Consider the following 21,059-nt stretch of genomic DNA (forward strand, 5'->3'; position numbering starts at 1 on the left):
TTCCGTCATTGCGAGAAGGCTTTTTCAGCCAACGAAGCAATCTTTACAGGAACAATCGTTAGCTTGAAAGATTGCTTCGGCGTTCCTCCTTATAATGACGATTTCAACTATTTCCTACTCAAATCCCAGATTTTTAAACTGCTTAGCGTACTTCTGCTATCTTTCGAAAACGCCGTAATTCCAGTTGCTTTTCCGTCCGGGAAAATCATGGTCGAAATTACCTTTTCGCCTTTATTACCAAAAACTTCGAGCGATGATTTGTCAATCAGGATCTGTATATTCACTTTACCGGCAACAGGATTTATTTTTGCCGTTTGTACGATATTCTTATCGTTTTTAATGCCTTTTTCTGAGCGCGAACAATCAACATACAATTCGTTTTTATCAGCCTTATAACCCACTTCAACTTCTTTAATCACTTTTCCTTGCCCGTCTTTTAATTGGGCCAGCTTAAAACCTGTAGTTTTAGCACCTTTTAAATCAAATTCCGCTTCAATCCAGTTTGCATTTGTGATTTCACCCAGTTTCATTTCGCCATCAACGACCAGATTCTGTTTGGAAATTATTCGGTTTTGTGCAAGTTTTTTAAGGTTACCCGCAATAACCGAACTTGGCTGTTGAAACAATCTTACCCCATCAGGCGTAGTTTTTAAAGCTAAGTCCCTCGGGATAGACATCTGCCCTTTCCAGGGAAAGGTTTCTTTACCGCCAGGCTGCAACCAGCCCAAAAGGATGCGTTTATCATTGGACACATTGTTCCAGGGAATAGCTGCATAAAATGAATCACCATCATCTACCAGCAAAGTTAACTGACCATCGTTATCATTCTTAAACGTTTTGCCGTCAAAATCACCAATAAAATATTGCATAGTGGGACCTTTTGGCCCAAAAAGCGAAATCATGAGTACCCACTTGGTATGGTTCTTATTTCCATCAACGGCCAGCGGAACGATAAAAGGACATTCCCATCCACTGCCCTGATTGCCTTGTTTGCCAAAATCGCTCAATATGCTCCAGTCTTTCAGGTTTTTAGAACCGTAGAAACGGGCCTGGTGCTCATCAACCATCGCAACCGTCATAATCCATTGTTTAGAAGCTTCATGCCACCACACATTCGGATCACGGAAATCTTTTTTATTTAAATCGATAATTGGATTTTTCGCATAATCGGTAAACGTTAAACCGCCATCGTTGCTATAAGCCATATATTGCGATTCGTTATGCTGTTTAGGTAAATCAGCTGTATAAAAAGCCAGAATGGGTGCTTTAACCTTGCCTAAACCACTCACATTTTGTTTATCCAGAACCGCCGAGCCAGAGAAAATCATTGTGATGGTATCTTTGGTAACTTTTTCTGGAATTGCCACGGGCAGATGTTCCCAATTAACCAGATCTTTGCTTTTTGCATGCCCCCAGCTCATATGCCCCCATTTATTTTCAAATGGATTATACTGGTAATACAAATGGTATTCGCCATTGAGGTAAATTAATCCATTAGGATCATTAAGCCAATTAGTTGGTGCGGTAAAATGATAATTGGGTCTCCATTGAGGAGTAGCTTGCTGTGCGGATATGCTCAAAGAACAAGCCATCAAGATAGATAAGATATATTTGGTTCTGCTCATATTTGGTTATTAAGCCCTTAAAATACAGATAAAAACCCAATCACTAAAACGTTTAACTAAATTACAATCCTCAAGTCTTCGATTCTTGTTTTTCTTCTGCTATTTCATATTGTTTGTAGGTCTGTTCTAAACGACGCTTAATTTTAGCAATCAGCAGCCTTGGTGAACGCACTTTAACACATTCGCCAAAACCCAATATTTCGCGCTCCAATTCATAATTCAGCACTACATCAATCCTGAAAACGGTAGTTTTATCAGTTTTGTTCAATACCACCTGCGAGCTATGCAAAGGTTTGGTAATGACATATGGTGCATGATCGTTCGTAAATTCCAGAATCACTTTTTGTGGCCGGTCTCTCTCACTTTTGGTTACCCCGATTAAATCGTCATAATAACGGTCAAAATCTACTCCTTCATAAGCGATAAACGGTTCGTTTGGTAATTCCTGAAATTCAACTATCCTATCGAGTGCTAAATTTAATATTCCGGGCCGCTTTTTAGCCTTGCAAATCAAAAACCAGCGGTTACGGTACTCTTTTAACAGGTAGGGGAAATAAATGCCTGGCTGTGCCTGTTGCGCTTTAAACGATTTATATTCAATCAGCAATGACCGTTTATTTAGAACCGCCTGATAAAGCGGTGGGATACATTCCAGGCCTTTCACCAGCTTATTGCTTTCCAGCTGAATGTTGTTTCCGCTCTGTTTGGTCGATTTATAAAGGTTATTCTCCAAACGGGCAATCATATCGCTCATTTCATCGAAATAATTGAAAGCATTAAACTGCTTCAGCACCCCCACAATTTCTTTCATTTTATCTACATCAGCATGGTTGATCGGTGCTTTTGTAATACTAAAACCGGGGTCTTCGTAAGCATAAAACCGCCTGTCTTTTACCACAATAGGTGCGTTATAACCTAGTTTATCACTCCTCATCAACTGGATATCGGCCTGTATAGTGCGCTTACTTACCCCACTGGTGATACCTTCCAGTTCGTAAAGGGTTTCGGCAACCTTTTCAATCAGATCATCTAGGGTCCACTTGCGAAAGCGGTTTCTCAGACAATCGTCGATAGTTTTGTAACGAATAAGGGCTAATTTATTGATGGCCATTTTGAGGTAATTAGCGTGTAGGTTAAAAAATCTGGTATTTATGCTTCGGTTAAATATAACTAAGTTACCGATAACTGCGCAATAGAATTGCGCAATTGGATACTTAAAACATGAAACTTATTAAAAAGTAAATTTTAAAACACTGATAAACAGAATTTTGATTAAAGATCATTAAAATTTTATTTACTACGCAATTCCTCCGCGCAGGGCTGGTGGCATCTTTGTCATGTCGCCGGTCGATAATGAAGTTCTTTGAAAAAAATCAATAATAATAACTGATTTACAAGAAATTAAACTGCTTTAAAATACGCGCGCTCACGGCGCTGCTCGTTTTCTGAGTAGCGCTTTATTACGAAGCCCCCTGTTCCGGATCTGCGGAACAGGGTTAAGGGCAGCAATTAAATAGTTTAAGTAAATCATTACCTATAAAGAAATTCCGGTGAATAACCGGGATGGCAATACTACATAACACTGATCGCAGTTGAGGGTTTCTGTATAGCCCCGAAGTATTCGTGCGATAGCATGGAATATACTGGTCAGGATTGTGCTGGTTTTTGTCTTAACACGTTGTGTGTCGTGGGTTCGAATCCCACTTCCGGAGCAATCCGGAATAACTCAGGGGTTAGAGTAACAACCAAATATGCAGGTTCGAATCCTGCTTCCAAGGTGTTGGAATAGCTAATTGGTAAGCGTTTAGGGCTCAAAATCCAAAACAAAAAAAGAAGGGTAACTTTTCAAATTACTCAAAAAACTACCTTGTAAAACCACATTCTGCTTAATGGTTCTTTTATGTTCCTGAAAGGCAAATTTGCTTTTGCTTTGAAAATAAAACGATAACGAACTGATTTAAAAGTCAGGTTATTTTAAACGTTAGAATCAATCTCAGGATCTCAGCTAACTGAAAAAATAATTTCACTCTTAAACACATCAGGATTCAATTTATTTCCGCAAAAACCAGATGAATGTGCTTTTACAAGGCTTTGTAAGCAAAACAATTAAATAATTATAAATCTTAACATCAAAAAACATGAAAAGAGTAACCATTAACACCAATGATGTTGGATTGGTGTTTAAAAGAGGAAAATTAAAAAACGTATTAACTGCAGGAACCTACTGGTTAGGTTTTGGAGAAGATATCACTTTGTTCGATATGGGAAAAGAGTATTTTTTCACCCTTGCAGAACTAGAAGTGCTGTTAACAAACACTGATTTTACTAACCTGGTGCATGTAGTAGATGTAGCTGATAATGAGTTGGCACTGGTTTACAGAAATGGAAATTTCAAAAGTGTGTTAACAGCGGGCAAGCATGCCATCTGGAAAGGTTTGTCTGCCTATCACTTTGTCAAAGTTGATATTAGTAACATCAACATTGATGAGACGGTTGATAAAAATTTGTTAGAGAAAGCACCTTTATTAAATTATATCAGGGCCTTCAAAGTGGAGTCTTTCGAAAAAGCATTGTTATTTGTTGATGGCAAATTTGAAAGGGTAATGGAAGCCGGAAACTATGTTTACTGGAAAAATGCCACTACGATTCAAGTTTTAAAAACTGATATGAGGCAATTGAATATGGAGATTATCGGACAAGAGATCTTAACTAAGGATAAAGCACAATTGAGGGTAAACTTCAGCATTCAATATCAAGTTGATGACATTATCAAAGCCTTATTGGAAAACAAAGATTTTGATAAGCAATTGTACATTACGATGCAATTGGCCTTGAGAGAATCAGTTGGCTTAATGACTTTTGATGAGTTGATGGAAAGTAAAGAGAAAATTGCCGCACAAGTAATGGATTTAACTTTAGCTAAAGCAACCGATTTGGGTGTAAAATTAATTAACTGCGGTGTTAAAGATATTATTTTGCCAGGCGATGTGAAGGAGATTATGAACCAGGTATTAATTGCCGAGAAAAGGGCGCAAGCCAATATCATTACCAGGAGAGAAGAAACGGCTTCGACCAGAAGTTTGCTAAATACAGCCAAATTAATGGAAGAAAATTCGATGTTGTATAAATTGAAAGAGATGGAATATGTGGAGAAAATCGCAGAAAAGATCAATAACATCAGCTTATCGGGTAGCGGCCAAATTGTGGATCAATTGAAGCAAATCTTTGTAAAATAAATTAAATTTAGAAACCCCTCGGTTAGGTGAATGTTACCTGCCGAGGGATTAATTAAGAATAAAATGAAAACCACCATCATAAACAGACTTGCAGAAATAGAAAAGGCAAACGATATTAAAATATTATTTGCCTGCGAATCGGGAAGCCGTGGGTGGGAATTCCCATCGCCAGACAGCGATTTTGATGTGCGTTTTATTTATGTAAGTCCGATTAACCATTATCTTGCCATTTCAGAAAAGAATGATCAATTGGGTTTTCCAATCAGCGATGAACTTGATATTTATGGATGGGATATTAAAAAGGTCCTTAAATTGATCAGAAAATCAAATACAACTCCTTTCGAGTGGCTGCAATCGCCTATTGTTTACGGAGAACAAGATGATTTTAGAAATGAATTATGGACATTATGCCAGTCTTATTTTTATAGAAAAACGAATATTAATCATTATTTAGGAATAGCACATGGTGCATTGGATACGATAATAAATGGTGACGAAATTAAGATCAAAAAACTTTTTTATGTCCTGCGACCTTTACTTTCAGCAAAGTGGTGTTTAGAGAAAAATTCGATTGCTCCAATGACCATTGGTCCACTTTTAACCTTAATGCCAGAGTATCTTCAAACATTGGTTAAAGATCTGATTGTGCTAAAATCTACTTCTGCAGAGGCTTTTATCATCAAAATAGACCCCCACCTGCGTAGGTACATTGATGATGAGTTTAAAAGTTGTACTGAAGGAGCTAAAGATCTGCCAAAAGAAAGTTTTGATACCGAAATGCTCGATACCTTTTTTAGAAATACAATAAGACATTATGACGATTAAAGATTTAAAAGATCAAAATTTGCTTTTATTTGAATGTTTAAGCGGTAGCAAAGCTTACGGACTGGATACGCCGCAGTCAGACACTGATATTAAAGGGATATATTATATGCCAAAAGACATGTTTTTTGGATTGAGATATATCGCTCAGATCAGCAATGAAAGCAACGACGAAGTATATTATGAAATCGGCCGTTTTGTAGAACTACTAATAAAGAATAATCCAAACATCCTGGAAATTTTAGCAACTCCTAAAGATTATATTTTATATAAGCATCCTATAATGGATAAATTAAATATCACGATGCTCTTATCTAAATTATGTAAGGATACGTTTGGAGGATATGCGTTAACTCAGATTCGAAAGGCGAAAGGATTAAACAAAAAAATATTAAATCCAATGCTTAAAACCCGGAAAACAGTATTAGACTTTTGTTTCGTCACAGTAAATTACTCATCGGTAAGAGCAAAAACCTGGTTTGCAAAAAACAGTATTTCGCAAGCTGATTGTGGACTGGCAAAAATTCCTAATACTAAAGATCTGTATGCCCTGTTTCATGATGTGGAAAAGAAATTGAATTATAAAGGGATTGCAACCAAGGAAGCGGCAAATGATGTTTCTGTCTCATCAATTCCCACCGGAGAACATGAAATTGCTTATTTATTCTTCAATAAGGATAGCTACTCGTCTTATTGTAAGGAGTATAATGAATATTGGGAATGGGTAGAAAAGCGAAATGAAGATCGATATAGTTTAAATAAAAACCATGGTAAAGATTATGATGCTAAAAACATGATGCATACCATTAGGCTATTACAAGTGGCACTTGAAATTGTTCGGGACGGAGAATTAAATGTTAAAAGGCAAAACCGTGAAGAGTTGCTTATGATTAAGAGGGGGGAGCTTGATTACGATGAAGTATTAAAAAAAGCAGAACTTTTGATGGAAAAAATTGAACAGGCAACGACTAAAAGTAAGCTTATGGATAAACCAGATGCAAGCCTAATAGAATCCTTACTTGTAGAAATGAGAATAGAACTCTATGCTAATTAAAAAAACAAAAATGAAAAACAACATAACAGGAAGCAACCTGATCGAAACAGGTTATTCCGAAGGGAAAATACTAGGCCTGGCCTTGGAGATTTTGAAAGCAAATTTTACAGATACAGAAGAAAAAGAATTGCTGGCTTTATTTAAAAAAGTTGAAGATTACCCGGAAAGTTTTTTGGATGATCCGGTTTTAAAACCATTGGCCACAGCGATGATTGAAGAGGCCAATATACCAAAAGACGAAACCATTGAACTGGTAAAACATGCCAGACCCTACGCGGTATTTGGTTCTGATTATATTAAAGAAGGTGCCAGAAACCAAATGGATATTGCCATGAAATTACCGGTATCGGTAGCGGGTGCTTTAATGCCCGATGCACATCAAGGTTATGGTTTGCCTATAGGTGGTGTACTGGCTACAAAAAATGCCATTATTCCTTATGGTGTGGGTGTTGATATTGGCTGCCGAATGGCCCTGAGCATTTTTGATATTCCGGAAAAACATTATTTCGGTAAAGATGCCATGTACAAACGGGAACTGATTGCTTTTACTAAATTCGGAGCAGGCAGAGAGTTTAGGGGTTTGGAAAGAGCCGAACACGAAGTATTGGATCACGAAGCTTTCAACTCAACCACTTTTCTGAAAAATTTACATGGGAAAGCCTGGGCACAATTGGGTACATCAGGCGGGGGTAACCATTTTGTAGAATGGGGGATTATTGATTTTGCCGACCGCGACGAAGTTTTAAATATTGATAAAGGTCGTTATGTAGCTTTGTTAACCCACTCTGGTTCGCGCGGTTTGGGCGCTACCATCGCCGGTCATTATACCAAATTGGCTAAAGAGATTTGCAAACTCCCGAAAGAGGCTGCAAACCTGGCTTATTTAGACCTGAATACTGCTGAAGGCCAGGAGTATTGGATGGCCATGAACTTAGCTGGCGATTATGCCTCTGCCTGTCACGAGGTGATCCATAAAAGATTAACCAAAGCCATTGGTGCAAAGGTTTTAGCCAAAGTAGAAAACCACCATAATTTTGCCTGGAAGGAGTTGATTAATGGCGAGGAAGTAATTGTTCACCGTAAAGGCGCTACGCCTGCTGGTAAGGGTGTAATGGGGATTATCCCCGGCAGCATGACTGCGCCAGGATTTCTGGTACGTGGAAAAGGCGAAACCAGTGCAATCAATTCGGCATCGCATGGCGCCGGCAGACAAATGAGCAGGACGAAAGCGATCCAATCGATCACCAAATCAGATATGAAAGCCATTTTGAAAGGCCACAATGTGACCTTGATCGGCGCAGGTATAGACGAAGCACCGATGGCATATAAAGACATCCATAAAGTAATGGCTGCACAAACTGAACTGGTTGATGTAGTGGCTAAATTCGAACCTAAAATGGTAAGAATGGCGGATGATGGAAGCAGGGAGGATTAGTTTTGAGTTGGGTGTTTTGAGTTGGGAGTTCTTAGTCTAAAATCTAAAAAACCTCGCTGGTTCAAACCTGCGAGGTTTTTTTTGTCTTTTCCAACAAAAGAAATCTGATATTAAATTTGAAATGGGATTTACTAATAAACCAGAGCTCGATTAACACATACATGCTATGATTAATCGTGGTACTATTCAGAACCTAAACGTCATGCTGAATTTATTTCAGCATCCTTTATCCGCGGCATAGACCCTAAAATAAATTGCCTTCGGTGAGCTCACTAAGGCTTGGTTCAGGGCGACGACAGCTTCTTGAATATATCTTCTGAATTTTTTTTAAGTTCACTCTATTAATTGAGTGTGCATTATCAAAAAGTTCAGAATTTTTTAATTAAATGTTGGCGTTCTCGAGAGGATAAAATTTCAGTATGCTTTTTAGTTTTTTATCTTTCGCCTTTCCTGTAGGGTTTGATACATTTACCAAGCTGATGTACTTGGTTGGATCGCCGGTGGATTCAAAAATCAGTACTTCGGAATAATCAGTTGCATTTATTAATGAAGGCTGATCCTGTAAAACCGTAAAATTTCGCTGATTTAATGCTTCTACAATTGTTTCTTTATTTTCTACCAGTGGAATGCGATGGGTAATTTTTCGCCTTTTCATCCAGTTATCATTAATTTCAGAGTAGGGATGGATGACCTGACCATTCAAAACGCCAAATATTGCACCTCCCAGAATAACGATAAATTCACCGGCCCAAATTATCCATAACAGTACACCGCTAATGGTACCTGTTCCTTTGATGCGGAATGTACCTATTTCATTCATATTAGTAATTTCCTGAAATAAAATATGGGGATGCGTAAAAAGGAAAAAGAAGTCTTGAACCAAAAACTTTAAATCATCGCCATTCAGGTTAAAAGTAAAACCTTTCCTACTATAGGCTAAAGTATCAAACAATACCCATTGAACATAAAAGGCAAATAAGCCACAAAAGATTGCAATAATGGTAACGATTTTTTTATTCCTGAGTTTTCCGATCTTAACCCCAAGATCAATAAAAAACCCTAAACCCAGACCTAAAAGAAAAGCAATAATGGCGATGAACCAAATATTGGGAATAAGCCTTCCGAGGATAATGTAGAAAACCGGAAGAATGAGTGATGCCAATATACCAATGGCAAGTGTAGTAAGAATAGCTGAGGTAGAAGCGTAACCCTGAGGCGTGTATTTTGGTTCCATATAAGCGCGAAATGAGATTTTTATCTGAACACTCCATCATGCAATTTGTTTGATGGAGTGTTCAGATTCTCTATTTCAACTTGCTTAATGCCAGTTTTATTCTAGGCAGCATGTCTTTTATATCCTGTAAAGTACAAGCTCCTACTGATGCCCGGAACCATGGCATACTATGCTCATTTCCGAATGCAGAGAACGGCACCAAAGCAGCTCCGGCTTCTTTAATTAAATAAAAATTAACATCTGCACTATCTTTTAAAAGCTGACCATCTTCGGTTGTTTTACCAATATAATCTATTTTAATGGTCAGATAAATGGCGCCCATAGGTTCTACTGCATCTACATTAAAACCTTCAGCCTTTAAATCATTAAAACCATTGTAGAGTGCATTTAAACTATCCTGGATCTGCGCTTTGAAGCTGGTTAAAAAAGCATCAACCTGAGGCTTATTGTTAAAATAGTTAGACATTGCAACCTGCTCTGCTTTTGGTGCCCAGGCACCCATATGGCCTACAAGCGCTTTCATCCTGTTTACAATATCTTCCGGGCCAAATCCCCAACCTACGCGTACACCTGTGGCAGCAAGGCATTTAGAACTACCATCAACAAAAATGGTAAACGGTTTCATTTCCGGACGTAGTGACACCGGATTTACATGTTCTTTATCAAAAGTTAAAAGCGAATAAATCTGATCGTACATCAGGTAAAGCGGCTTTTCGTCGGCTCCTCTGGTTGCATTTTCCGCTAAAACAGCATCACAAATCTCAGCCAGGGCATTAGCATCGAACATGGTGCCCGTTGGGTTTAAAGGCGAACAAAGGGCCAATAATGTTGCCCCTTTTAAATGCGGTTTTAACTGTGCCGCAGTTGGCATAAAGTTATGGGCTGCGTCGGTTTCAACTGCAATGGCATTTGCCGATGTTAAATGGCAGTAGTGGTTATTGTTCCATGATGGTGCAGGAAACACTACAGTATCACCCAGATCAATCAATGCCAGAAAAGTAGCATAAATTAAAGGCCGCGAACCGCCTGAAACTAAAATGCTATTGGTATTATACGCTAATCCAAATCTGTCTTTTAATAATTCAGAAACTGTTTCTCGTAATTGCAAAACACCATCTGCAGGCGGGTAATTGGTTTGGTTGGCATTATACGCTTCCACAATTCCCGCTTTTAACTCAGCTGGGATCGGATAAATATTTGAATCGAAATCGCCAATGGTCAGGTTAGCGATAGATGCACCTTTGCGCTTCATTTCGTTAACTTCGTTACCAATTTTTATAATTTCTGATCCAATTAATGAATTGGCTATTACTGAAACTTTCATATTATGCTATTAAATCTGCTATTGCTTTATTCACTTTTTCAAAACCAAACTGAGAAAAAACATCCTGCATTGCTGCCGAAATCTGCTCATTGCAAAGGTTACCGATGCTTCCTTCGTGTGTATGATGTATCTGGCTAGATGGGGCAAATGTACCACTTTCAATTTGCCCGCCAACTATTTTATAAGCTTCTCTAAATGGCACGCCTTTTAACGCAAGGTCATTAACCACTTCAACACTAAACAGGTAATCATATTTTTTATCTTTTAAAATATCATCCTTTATGGTAATGTTCTGAAACATAAAGGTGGCGATTTCCAGACACTCATTAAGCGAAGTAATGGCAGGGAAAAGATTTTCTTTTAATAGTTGTAAATCGCGGTGATAGCCTGATGGCAGATTGGTAATCATCATCGCAATTTCATTTGGCAAAGCCTGAATTTTATTACAGCGCGAACGGATCAGCTCAAAAACATCAGGATTCTTTTTGTGTGGCATAATGCTCGAACCTGTTGTCAATTCCGCCGGAAAACTAATAAAGCCGAAATTCTGATTAATGAAGAGGCAAACATCCATAGCCATTTTTGCCAGCGTTGCGGCAACAGCGCTCATGGCCTGCGCCAGGATTCTTTCGGTTTTACCACGCCCCATTTGTGCATAAACCACGTTATAGTTCAGGCTTTCAAAGCCCAACAGTTGGGTAGTTAATGTTCTGTTTAACGGGAATGATGAGCCGTAACCTGCTGCAGAGCCTAATGGATTTTTATTGGTGATTTTCCAGGCAGCCAGCATCAGTTCCATATCATCGGCAAGGCTTTCGGCATAAGCACCAAACCATAAGCCAAATGAGGAAGGCATAGCAATCTGTAAATGCGTATAACCTGGCAATAATTTATCTTTATGGGCATTGCTCAGTTCGATTAACTGATTAAACAACGTAGCCGTCTGGTTAACCATATCTTCAATACAGGCACGGAAAAACAGTTTTAAATCAACCAAAACCTGATCATTACGTGAACGGCCACTATGGATTTTTTTACCTGCTTCGCCTATGCGTTGTGTGAGCAACCATTCTACCTGCGAGTGTACATCTTCCACCGTATCTTCAATCGTAAAGTTACCCGCTTCAATCTCAGCGTAAATATTTTTCAATTCCTGCTGAACGGTTTTTAACTCTTCTGCGGTAAGCAAATTTATCGTTTCCAACATTTCAGTATGCGCCAGTGAACCCAGTACATCAAATTTTGCCATTTGCAGATCAAGCTCACGGTCTTTACCTACAGTGAAACGTTCTACAAACTGATTTACATCAATATTTTTTTGCCAAATTTTCATTTTAATTTATTTTACCGCAAAGAGCGCTAAGGCTTTTCGCAAAGAATGCTGAGTTTTATTGAATTTCTAAACAAGAAAATTCTGCTTGTTTTATAAATTCTATTATTAATTCTTTTTTTGTTAGAAGTATCTGTGATATCGATAGCGTTGTGTTGTTGCCCGTTCTGAGCCAAATTATTTTCGGAGGGTGCCCATACAAATTAGAAAACTCATAGAAATCGGCATCAAAAGTAACAATCGTAAAACCATTTTGGCCAGCAAATGTCCAGATCTCCTTATCCGATTTATTCTCCAGATTTAATTTCCTAATCTGTTCACTCTGCGGGAAAGCTAACTGAATAAGCTTAATAATTCGGAAAGAAATATTCTGATCAAATAGTAATTTCACTAGGCAACGCGTATTTTATGTTCTCGATCGGCAGCATAGGCCAAACAGGCTAAAACCTGCGCTTCGGTCAATTCATCAAAATCTTCCAAAATCTGTTCGAGGGTCATTCCGTTCGCAAACCAGTTTAAAACATCATAAACAGCAATTCTAGTCCCAATTATACATGGCCGACCGAACCGTTTATCTGCATTAATTTCGATAAAATTCGCATAGGTGTTCATATCCCAAATATAAACATTATTTAAAGCTTTTTCATTTAACCGCAAAGGGTGCTAAGTTGTTCGCGAAGCACAAAGCAACAGTCATTTTACCACAGCGTATACCGAGTTTTCCACAGAGAACTTAAGGCATTCGATATTTAAGTTAAGTATCAAGCCTTACACCCTCAAACCCTCTACCTTCAACCTTGAACAACTGGTTTTAACATATTTACATATCCCTCTACCCCTTCTGCAACTTCTCTAACATACAAAAATTCATCGGCCATGTGCGAGCGGCCTGAAAAACCGGGGCCACATTTTACCGATGGAATATCCAGCAGCGCTTGATCGGAAGTAGTAGGTGAGCCATAAGTGGTTCTCCCCAATGCTACCCCAGCCTGCACAACAGGATGGTTTTTATCAATTGATGAAGGCTTTAAACGGATAGACCGTGGAGTGACATCACAATCTACATTTGCGCGGATAATTTCTAACACCTCTTCATTGGTATACGCATCGGTTACGCGTACGTCAACTGTAAAAGTACAATTGGCCGGCACCACATTATGCTGCGAACCGGCGTTAATAATTGTCACAGTCATTTTCAGCGGGCCAAAAACTTCCGATACTTTAGGAAACTGATAATTCCTGAACCATTCGATATCTTTTAATGCCTTATAAATGGCATTCTCCCCTTCTTCCCGCGCCGCATGTCCGGCCTTTCCGTACGATACACAATCCAACACCAGCAAACCGCGCTCAGCGATAGCTAAATTCATTTCTGTTGGTTCGCCTACAATACCAAATTCAAGCTCACCTAAATCAGGCAGTACCAGTTCCAGGCCGTTATTGCCTGAGATTTCTTCCTCGGCTGTGGCGGCCAAACAGATGTTATATTTTAAATTTTCCTGCTCGTAGTAATACAAAAATGTTCCGATTAACGAAACCAAACAACCGCCAGCGTCATTACTTCCCAGGCCAAAAAGCTTATCCCCTTCTATTGCGGCGTCATATGGATCACGGGTATAACCCGAATTTGGTTTAACCGTATCGTGGTGTGAGTTTAACAATAAAGTTGGCTTATTGGCATCAAAATGCTTGTTGTAGGCCCAAACATTATTCATTTTACGCTGGGTCTTAACCCCTCTCTCTTCTAAAAACTGGGCTATTAAATTAGCAGTCCGGTCTTCTTCTTTACTAAAAGACTGGATGCGAATCAATTGCCGCAGTAATTCCAGGCTTTCCTTTTGTATATTTTCTAAAAACATAGTATCAAGTATTTAGTATCAAGTATCAAGCAATACTTTTACTTCGCTTTAAGCTTTGGTCTTTCAGCTTTTAGCTCTCTTTATTATATAAATTCCCGGCTTTTAAAGCCGAAAGTTTAATGCCTTTTATCAACGATGAACTAAAACCGTTATGTTCCATTTCATTTAAGCCGGCAATGGTACAACCTTTCGGCGAAGTTACCTTATCTATTTCTGATTCCGGGTGTGTTCCATGTAATAAAAGCAAATCGGCTGCACCTTTGGCGGTCTGAACAGCCATTTTTAAAGCTTCATCTGCATGAAAACCAATTTCAACACCACCTTGCGATGCAGCCCTGATGGCCCTTAAGAAAAAAGCAATCCCGCAAGCACAAAGTGCTGTTGCAGAAGTCATTAAATCTTCGTTAATCTTCACAACAGATCCAACAGTTTCGAACATTTTGGTTACTTCAGTCATATTTTCTGCTGATGCATTATCGCTCGCCATGCAAGTCATAGATTGACCGATCGCGATTGCTGTATTTGGCATTACGCGCACCACTTCAACACCCTCTCCTAATTTTTCCCGCACAGCCGCACAGCTTACACCTGAAATTACCGAAATGACCAAATGCTTCGCCTGAACAATTGAAGTTTGAATTTCGTCTAAAACCGTGTTTAACTGTTGGGGCAGAACAGCAAGGATTACCACCTCTGCATCAACCACAGCTTGTTTGTTGTTATTACTAACTTTAAAGCCGGCTTCGGCAAAAGACTTTAAATGGTCGGTATTTCTACGGGTAAGTGTAATGTCGGCAGCCTGGGCAAAGCTGGCTTTAACCAAACCTTTCGCTAAGGATAAACCGATGTTCCCGCTACCAATGATGGCTATTTTTTTATTCATGGTTGATTATGGTTTGTTTCAGATTGTTAATACAGCTTTTCATTTTTCGTAAAGCAATTTCAGTAAGGCTATTTAAAGGCATTTCCTGCTATCCGCTTTACTTCGTTGCACTCCGTGTTCGCTACTATCAGGTTTATAGGGCAATCACAGCATATTATCGGTTAATTTCCATGCAATACCTCAACGCTCCACCTTCAACCTTACTGCCTTCCGCCTTATTTCAGCATTTTGGTACCGAAAGTACCTGTAGCCAATTCAGCAAGTTCATCAGCTTTTCCAATATAGACGGCAGAAACACCCTTTTTAATGGCTTCAAAAGCATTGTGCAGTTTTGGAATCATCCCACCGGCTACCGTCCCATCAGCCTTTAGCCCCTCAAACTCGTCTGCCTTAATCTCCCTTACCACAGTGGCATCATCATTCACATCCTTTAATACTCCTTTTTTCTCAAAGCAGTATACCAATTGTGTTTCGTATAAGGCTGACATCGCCACCGCTACAGACGAAGCAATAGTATCGGCATTGGTATTCAGAAGTTGCGTATCGCCATCATGTGTAATCGCACATAAAACCGGCACCAATCCAGCCTTTAACAGGCTATCTAAAGTTGAGGAAGAAACAGAATTTTCATCCAGATCACCAACAAAACCATAATCAATTACTGCACCAGCCATAGGCCCAGCTTCTGGCCCATAGGTTTTGGTACTTACCGGTCGCTTTTTTGCTTTAATCACATTGCCATCAGCACCGCTTAAACCGATGGCATTGCTACCCTTGGCCTGCAATTGGGCAACCATGTTTTTATTGATTAGTCCGGCATAAACCATCGTTACAATGCGGAGGGTTTCGATATCGGTAATTCTTCTGCCTTCAACCATTTTGGCCTCAACGCCTAGCGATTCTCCCAGTTCAGTTGCAATTTTCCCCCCGCCATGCACTAAAATTTTATCTCCCGGCAATGCTGTAAAATCCACTAGAAACCGATGCAGGTTTTCTGAATTATCGATTACGTTTCCACCTATTTTTATGATAGTGAGTTGTTTATTCTTCATTTTTATAGAAAATTTCTGAAAGCTGTTGTAGTTTTTCTACAAGTAACTTTTTATCAATGAGTTTAGTTTCATAATCTGCAATTAAAGCAGGCGACAGATTTCTGGCTAGCGCATATTCCACAACTTCAACATCTTTGCCTTTGCACAATAAAACACCAATACTTGGATTTTCATGCGGCCGTTTAACACTCCTATCCAGAGCTTCGAGATAGAAATTTAATTTCCCCAAAAATTCCGGCTGAAATTCTTCTATCTTCAATTCAAATAAAACCATGCACTGTAAATCACGGTGATAAAATAATAAATCTGTATAGTAATCTTTATTCCCTACCTGCAGCCTGTATTTACTCCCCATATACGCAAAACCCTTTCCCATTTCTAATATGAAATTTTGGAGGTTTTTAATCAATGCTTGCTGCAGATCGCCTTCAGAATGGATCTCGGGTAAAGCCAAAAACTCAAAAATATAGGGATCTTTAAAAATTCCTTGGGGCAATTGTTTAGCTATTGCGTGTCCAAATTTATCACTGAGCAGGGTCCGTTCAAAAGTGGCTGAATTTAACTGACGCTCGAGTTCCCGTGTAGATAATTTTTCATTTATACTTTGATAGAGGTAAAATAATTTCTCCTCATTTGTTTTTGTTTTGGCTAAAATCAACAAATGATTGGTCCAGCTAATTTGTGTCAGCACTGCCGACACAAACTTATCACCCTCTCTATCAACCTTTTGATTTTTTATCACCACTTGTGACACAAATTCATTATCGCTATAAACTTCGTAGAACTGTTTCATTCTATAAAGTCCGCGACGATTAAATCCTTTTAACAAAGGTTGTTTCTCAGCAATGTAATTTGCTAAATCATCTACAGTGCCATCACCCCATCTGCCGTTCGCGACTTTTTCAGAAACAATTTGCCCAACACTAAAATATAACATCACCAGCTCTGCATTTGCTTTACTGTAAACCCTACTCCGGGCTTCTGTAATAAGCAAAATAATCTGCTCGAAATCTGTTGTCATATTTTTCATTGGCTTTCCCATCCAACTGATGCTATTTCAATTCCTCCAACATTGCTTTAATCACTGCCTGTGCTGCCCATAGGCGGTTTCCCGCCTCATGAATTACCAATGAGTTTGGACCATCCAAAATTTCTGACGATAATTCCAGATCACGACGCACAGGTAAGCAATGCATCACCTTTGCATCGTTGGTGATTTTTAACTTTTCGTTATTCATCATCCAGCCGTCCGGATAAGTTAACACCTTTCCGTATTCTTTGTAGCTGCTCCAGTTTTTTACATATACATAATCGGCACCAACCAGGGCTTCTTCTATATTGTATTCAATCTTTGCACCTGGTGTGAAATCTTCGGCAAGTTCATAACCTTCTGGCTGCGCAATTGTAAAATCGATCATTCCTTCTGCCTGCGCTTTACACATCCACTCGGCAAAAGAATTAGGAACGGCTTGGGGTAAAGCCTTTACATGAGGTGCCCAGGCTAAAACTACCTTGGGTTTGCGGCCGTCAGGTTTCTTAGTCCAGGTTTCATGAATGGTAATGATATCAGCAAAACTCTGCAAAGGGTGGCGTGTTGCACTCTCCAGGCTCACTACCGGCACGGCACAGTATTTTACAAACTTGTTAAAAAAATCTTCACTATAATCTTCCTCGCGGTTATTCAGTTTCGGAAAAGAACGCAAGCCCAAAATATCACAATATTGTCCCATAACCGCAGCAGCCTCACGAATATGTTCTACTGTAGAACCATTCATCACCACACCATCCTGCGTCTCCAATGCCCAGCCCTCTTTATCCAGGTTCATCACCATCACATTCATCCCTAAATTTAAGGCTGCTTTTTGCGTGCTTAAACGCGTACGTAAGCTGGGGTTCATAAAAACCAAACCCAGGGTTTTGTTCTTACCTAAATGCTGATGTCCATAAGGGTTGGCTTTTAATGCCAATGCATCATTTACAAATTGTTTGATGCTCGGAACATCATGTACGGAAGTGAAAAGTTTCATTTTTTAAAGCTTAAAGTTTAAAGCTTAAAGACTAAAGCCCCTGCAAAGTTTTAAACAGGATACAAAATCTAAACCTTAAACAGTTATCGTCTTAAACGTTTCAGCAAGCCTATAAGCATTGCCTTAACTTCATTTATTTTATTATTTATCTCCAGATACTTCTCTTCGTTCAAGTACCTCAAATCAGCAGCAAGTAAACAAGCATATTCAACTTCATGACAAGATCCTAATGCCATATCTAAAAACCGCGCAAAATCTTGATCCGAATTTCGACCAGCGCCCTCAACGATATTGAGTGGCACTGAATAAGCAGCCCGTTTAACCTGACTATGTAAATCATTTCTTTCAGATACGGGAAACATGGGTAATATATCTGAATAAACAAATAATACCATTACATGTGCCTTTTTCCAAACATCTAGTTTTCGGTAGTCTTTCATTTTAATTTAAAAGTTAAACTAGAAAGGCCCGGGCCCTTCTATTCGAAAATAGGGATGATACTAACCTAGCTTTTATTTGTTTAAATTAGATTCACAAATACAAAAGTCATGCTTTCAGCTTTAATCTTTAAGCTTTCAGCACAAGATTAAACGCAGCTAAAAACTCATCAGCATGTGCTTTGGTTAAGTTTAATGCCGGCAGTAAACGGATTACATTGGGTTTGGCCTCGCCGGTAAAAATGAAGTGCTTAAACAAAAGCTCTTTTTTAACATGCGCCAGTTCTTCCGGTAATTCAATACCAATCATTAAACCACGGCCACGAACTTCCTTTACCTGCTCAAATTTCTTTAATTCGGCAATTAGGTAATTCCCAACTTCTTCGGCATTTTTCATCAGGTTGTCTTTTTCCATCACTTCTAAAACCGCTAAAGCCGCAGCACAGGCTAAATGGTTACCACCGAAAGTTGTACCTAATTCTCCATGCCATGGCTTAAATTTAGGAGCAATAGCAATTCCGGCTACCGGAAAACCGTTGCCCATACCTTTTGCCATGGTATATACATCGGCCTCTACGCCTGCCCAATCGTGCGAATAAAACAACCCTGTTCTGCCATAACCACATTGCACTGAATCAGCAATATAAACAGCATTATACTCATCGCATAGTGAACGGATTTTTTGAAGAAAACTTTTTGACGCTTCGTTAATTCCGCCAACACCTTGTATACCTTCGATAATTACCGCAGAAATCTCATTGCCCTGCGCTTTAAAAGTTTCTTCTAAAGCCACCTCATTATTATGCGGCAAGAAGATCACGTTTTCGGTCTGATTAACCGGCGCTACAATTTTTGGGTTATCGGTTACCGCAACGGCTAAAGAGGTACGTCCGTGGAAAGCACCGGTAAAAGCAATTACCTTTTTTCTGCCGTTGTAAAACGAAGCGAGTTTAAGTGCATTTTCGTTGGCTTCTGCTCCAGAATTACATAAAAACAATTGGAAATCTTTTTTCCCCGATACTTCGCCCAGCTTTTCAGCTAGTTGTACCTGCAAAGGAATTTTAACCGAGTTGGAATAAAAGCCAACCTTATTTAACTGATCAGTTAAACGGCTTACATAATGGGGGTTGGTATGCCCAATAGAAATTACAGCATGTCCGCCATATAAATCTAAATATTGTTGTCCGTTAGCATCCCAAACATTGCTGCCGGCTGCTTTGGTGATTTCTATATCATTAATTGGATAAACGTCGAATAGTTGCATATTTTAATAAGGTTTGAAGGTTGAGGGCGGGAAGGTAGAAGGTTGATATTCCCTAACCTTTTCCACCGTTTCTTAAAAATTTAATAAATGCGATTAACATCGCCTTAATTTCATTAACGCTTTTATTTACGGCTTCGTAAACTTCCAAACTGACGTAAGCTAAGTCGCGAAGGAGAATAAAAGCATATTCTATTTCTTTGGTAGAGCCAAGTGCATTATCAAGATAATGGACAAAATCCTTATCTGTGTTTTTACCACTTCCTTCTACAATATTTAGAGGTATTGAATAGGCGGCCCGCCGAATTTGTTGGGTTAAAGCAAATTTTTCTTCAACAGGCATGATAGGTAGGATTTCCTTATAAACCTGCAAAGTAAATAAGTGAGCCTTTTTCCAAACATCTAATTTTTGATAATCTCTCATAACTCATAAATATTTTTTGTCTGCACCCAGGCCTTCCAGCCTTCCAACCTCCAGCCTTCCGCCTAGAAATTAGCAGCTTTAAGCTTCAAGCCGGCATCTTCCTTCAATCCAAACATTAAGTTCATATTCTGAACCGCTTGTCCGCTGGCGCCTTTCAAAAGGTTATCGATAATACTGATGATAAATAATTTACCCCCGTGTTTTTCGATGTGTACCAGTGCTTTATTGGTATTTACAACCTGTTTTAAATCGATATTTTTCCGGCTCACATGCGTAAAAGGATGCGCGCTGTAATAATCTTCGTAAATGGTTTGGGCTTCCTCTAAAGTAAGTTCGCTTTCCAGATACATAGCGGCCAAAATACCTCTGGTAAAAGCGCCACGCTGTGGGATAAAACTTAAAGCTTCAGTAAGTGATGGTTGCAATTGCAATAAACTTTCGCTGATCTCATTAAGGTGCTGGTGCTCAAAAGCCTTATAAATAGAAAGATTGTTATTTCTCCAGCTAAAATGAGAAGTTGTAGCTAAACTCTGGCCTGCACCGGTAGATCCGGTAGTAGCATTAATGTGAACCTCATTTTGGATCAACCCATTGGCAGCTAAAGGCAGTAATCCTAATTGGATACAAGTTGCAAAACAACCTGGGTTAGCAATATTACCTGCTGCTTTGATCTTATCACGGTTTAATTCAGGGAGGCCGTAAACGAATTCACGCTTTTCGAATGTAGATTTTTTATGCAACCTGAAATCCTGCGATAAATCGATAATCCTAACATTATCGTTAATGGGATTAGCGGCTAAAAACTTATTCGCATCACCATGGCCGACACAAAGGAAAAGCACATCAATATCTTGCGGAATATCGTTTACAAAGCGTAAATCAGTATCGCCTATCAAATCTGTATGTACATCAGAAATTAAATTTCCGGCATTGCTGGTACTGTTTACGAAAGCAATTTCAACATTTGGATGGTTAACCAAAATACGCAGCATTTCTCCGCCAGTGTAACCTGCACCACCGATTATTCCTGCTTTAATCATTTTTTTAAAGGTTTAA

20 protein-coding genes are annotated in these 21,059 nt (G+C 39.1%); 4 read left to right on the plus strand and 16 right to left on the minus strand.

The genetic code is table 11. From position 1 onward, the window contains the following. Window positions 1–107: 107 nt before the first annotated feature. Together ACFE6N_RS08905 and ACFE6N_RS08910 are read right to left on the minus strand one after the other, a co-directional pair. Entirely contained in the window at window positions 108–1,625 is a 1,518-nt protein-coding gene (locus ACFE6N_RS08905) for a glycoside hydrolase family 32 protein (RefSeq protein WP_378935679.1), read from the minus strand. Between the two features lie 70 nt (window positions 1,626–1,695). Then, window positions 1,696–2,736 carry a helix-turn-helix transcriptional regulator gene (locus tag ACFE6N_RS08910; protein WP_378935681.1) on the minus strand — a complete coding sequence of 347 codons (1,041 nt, stop codon included), beginning with the start codon at window positions 2,734–2,736 and terminating at the stop codon, window positions 1,696–1,698. A 1,027-nt stretch (window positions 2,737–3,763) separates the two neighbouring features. On the opposite strand from ACFE6N_RS08910, the gene ACFE6N_RS08915 reads away from it, so the two are divergent. From ACFE6N_RS08915 to ACFE6N_RS08930, 4 genes are all read left to right on the plus strand, one after another. Continuing rightward, window positions 3,764–4,861, plus strand: a complete 1,098-nt coding sequence (locus tag ACFE6N_RS08915; RefSeq protein WP_378935683.1) for a slipin family protein — start codon at window positions 3,764–3,766, stop codon at window positions 4,859–4,861. Between the two features lie 63 nt (window positions 4,862–4,924). Beyond that, a complete protein-coding gene (locus tag ACFE6N_RS08920) occupies window positions 4,925–5,686 on the plus strand; it encodes a DNA polymerase beta superfamily protein (RefSeq protein WP_378935685.1) in 762 nt (253 codons plus the stop codon). Beyond that, on the plus strand, window positions 5,676–6,737 hold the full coding sequence (locus tag ACFE6N_RS08925; protein WP_378935687.1) for a DNA polymerase beta superfamily protein: 1,062 nt from the start codon (window positions 5,676–5,678) through the stop codon (window positions 6,735–6,737). The genes ACFE6N_RS08920 and ACFE6N_RS08925 overlap by 11 nt, the downstream gene beginning before the upstream one ends. A 10-nt stretch (window positions 6,738–6,747) precedes the next feature. Further along, window positions 6,748–8,172 carry an RtcB family protein gene (locus ACFE6N_RS08930; RefSeq protein WP_378935689.1) on the plus strand — a complete coding sequence of 475 codons (1,425 nt, stop codon included), beginning with the start codon at window positions 6,748–6,750 and terminating at the stop codon, window positions 8,170–8,172. A gap of 382 nt (window positions 8,173–8,554) precedes the next feature. Here the strand turns inward: ACFE6N_RS08930 and ACFE6N_RS08935 are convergent, their stop codons facing one another. From ACFE6N_RS08935 to argC, 14 genes are all read right to left on the minus strand, one after another. Next, window positions 8,555–9,406, minus strand: coding sequence for a hypothetical protein (locus tag ACFE6N_RS08935; protein ID WP_378935691.1), 852 nt, complete (start codon window positions 9,404–9,406; stop codon window positions 8,555–8,557). Between the two features lie 70 nt (window positions 9,407–9,476). Then, on the minus strand, window positions 9,477–10,730 hold the full coding sequence (locus ACFE6N_RS08940; RefSeq protein ID WP_378935693.1) for a pyridoxal phosphate-dependent aminotransferase: 1,254 nt from the start codon (window positions 10,728–10,730) through the stop codon (window positions 9,477–9,479). Between the two features lies 1 nt (window position 10,731). Continuing rightward, a complete protein-coding gene (argH, locus tag ACFE6N_RS08945) occupies window positions 10,732–12,063 on the minus strand; it encodes an argininosuccinate lyase (RefSeq protein WP_378935695.1) in 1,332 nt (443 codons plus the stop codon). Between the two features lie 55 nt (window positions 12,064–12,118). Further along, entirely contained in the window at window positions 12,119–12,451 is a 333-nt protein-coding gene (locus ACFE6N_RS08950; RefSeq protein ID WP_378935697.1) for a DUF5615 family PIN-like protein, read from the minus strand. Beyond that, window positions 12,451–12,672, minus strand: coding sequence for a DUF433 domain-containing protein (locus ACFE6N_RS08955; RefSeq protein WP_090765191.1), 222 nt, complete (start codon window positions 12,670–12,672; stop codon window positions 12,451–12,453). Before ACFE6N_RS08955 ends, ACFE6N_RS08950 begins: the two co-directional genes overlap by 1 nt. A 179-nt stretch (window positions 12,673–12,851) precedes the next feature. Then, window positions 12,852–13,919 carry a M20 family metallo-hydrolase gene (locus tag ACFE6N_RS08960; RefSeq protein WP_378935699.1) on the minus strand — a complete coding sequence of 356 codons (1,068 nt, stop codon included), beginning with the start codon at window positions 13,917–13,919 and terminating at the stop codon, window positions 12,852–12,854. Window positions 13,920–13,989: 70 nt separating this feature from the next. After that, complete coding sequence (proC, locus tag ACFE6N_RS08965) at window positions 13,990–14,802, minus strand: pyrroline-5-carboxylate reductase (protein WP_378935701.1); 813 nt, start codon at window positions 14,800–14,802, stop codon at window positions 13,990–13,992. Window positions 14,803–15,017: 215 nt separating this feature from the next. Beyond that, window positions 15,018–15,854 (minus strand): acetylglutamate kinase, encoded by an 837-nt coding sequence (argB, locus tag ACFE6N_RS08970; RefSeq protein ID WP_378935703.1) that lies wholly within the window; start codon window positions 15,852–15,854, stop codon window positions 15,018–15,020. Next, window positions 15,844–16,896, minus strand: coding sequence for a YhcG family protein (locus tag ACFE6N_RS08975; protein ID WP_378935705.1), 1,053 nt, complete (start codon window positions 16,894–16,896; stop codon window positions 15,844–15,846). The genes argB and ACFE6N_RS08975 overlap by 11 nt, the downstream gene beginning before the upstream one ends. Window positions 16,897–16,906: 10 nt before the next feature. Further along, a complete protein-coding gene (locus ACFE6N_RS08980; protein WP_378935707.1) occupies window positions 16,907–17,881 on the minus strand; it encodes an acetylornithine carbamoyltransferase in 975 nt (324 codons plus the stop codon). Between the two features lie 83 nt (window positions 17,882–17,964). Beyond that, window positions 17,965–18,321, minus strand: a complete 357-nt coding sequence (locus ACFE6N_RS08985) for a four helix bundle protein (RefSeq protein WP_378935709.1) — start codon at window positions 18,319–18,321, stop codon at window positions 17,965–17,967. A 127-nt stretch (window positions 18,322–18,448) separates the two neighbouring features. Next, complete coding sequence (locus ACFE6N_RS08990) at window positions 18,449–19,582, minus strand: aspartate aminotransferase family protein (RefSeq protein WP_378935711.1); 1,134 nt, start codon at window positions 19,580–19,582, stop codon at window positions 18,449–18,451. A 52-nt stretch (window positions 19,583–19,634) separates the two neighbouring features. Beyond that, entirely contained in the window at window positions 19,635–20,003 is a 369-nt protein-coding gene (locus tag ACFE6N_RS08995) for a four helix bundle protein (protein WP_145857302.1), read from the minus strand. A 62-nt stretch (window positions 20,004–20,065) separates the two neighbouring features. Further along, window positions 20,066–21,043 carry an N-acetyl-gamma-glutamyl-phosphate reductase gene (gene argC / locus ACFE6N_RS09000; protein WP_378935713.1) on the minus strand — a complete coding sequence of 326 codons (978 nt, stop codon included), beginning with the start codon at window positions 21,041–21,043 and terminating at the stop codon, window positions 20,066–20,068. Window positions 21,044–21,059: the final 16 nt, after the last annotated feature.

The organism is Pedobacter sp. BG31 (assembly GCF_042464845.1).
In the GTDB taxonomy this organism is placed as follows: domain Bacteria; phylum Bacteroidota; class Bacteroidia; order Sphingobacteriales; family Sphingobacteriaceae; genus Pedobacter; species Pedobacter suwonensis.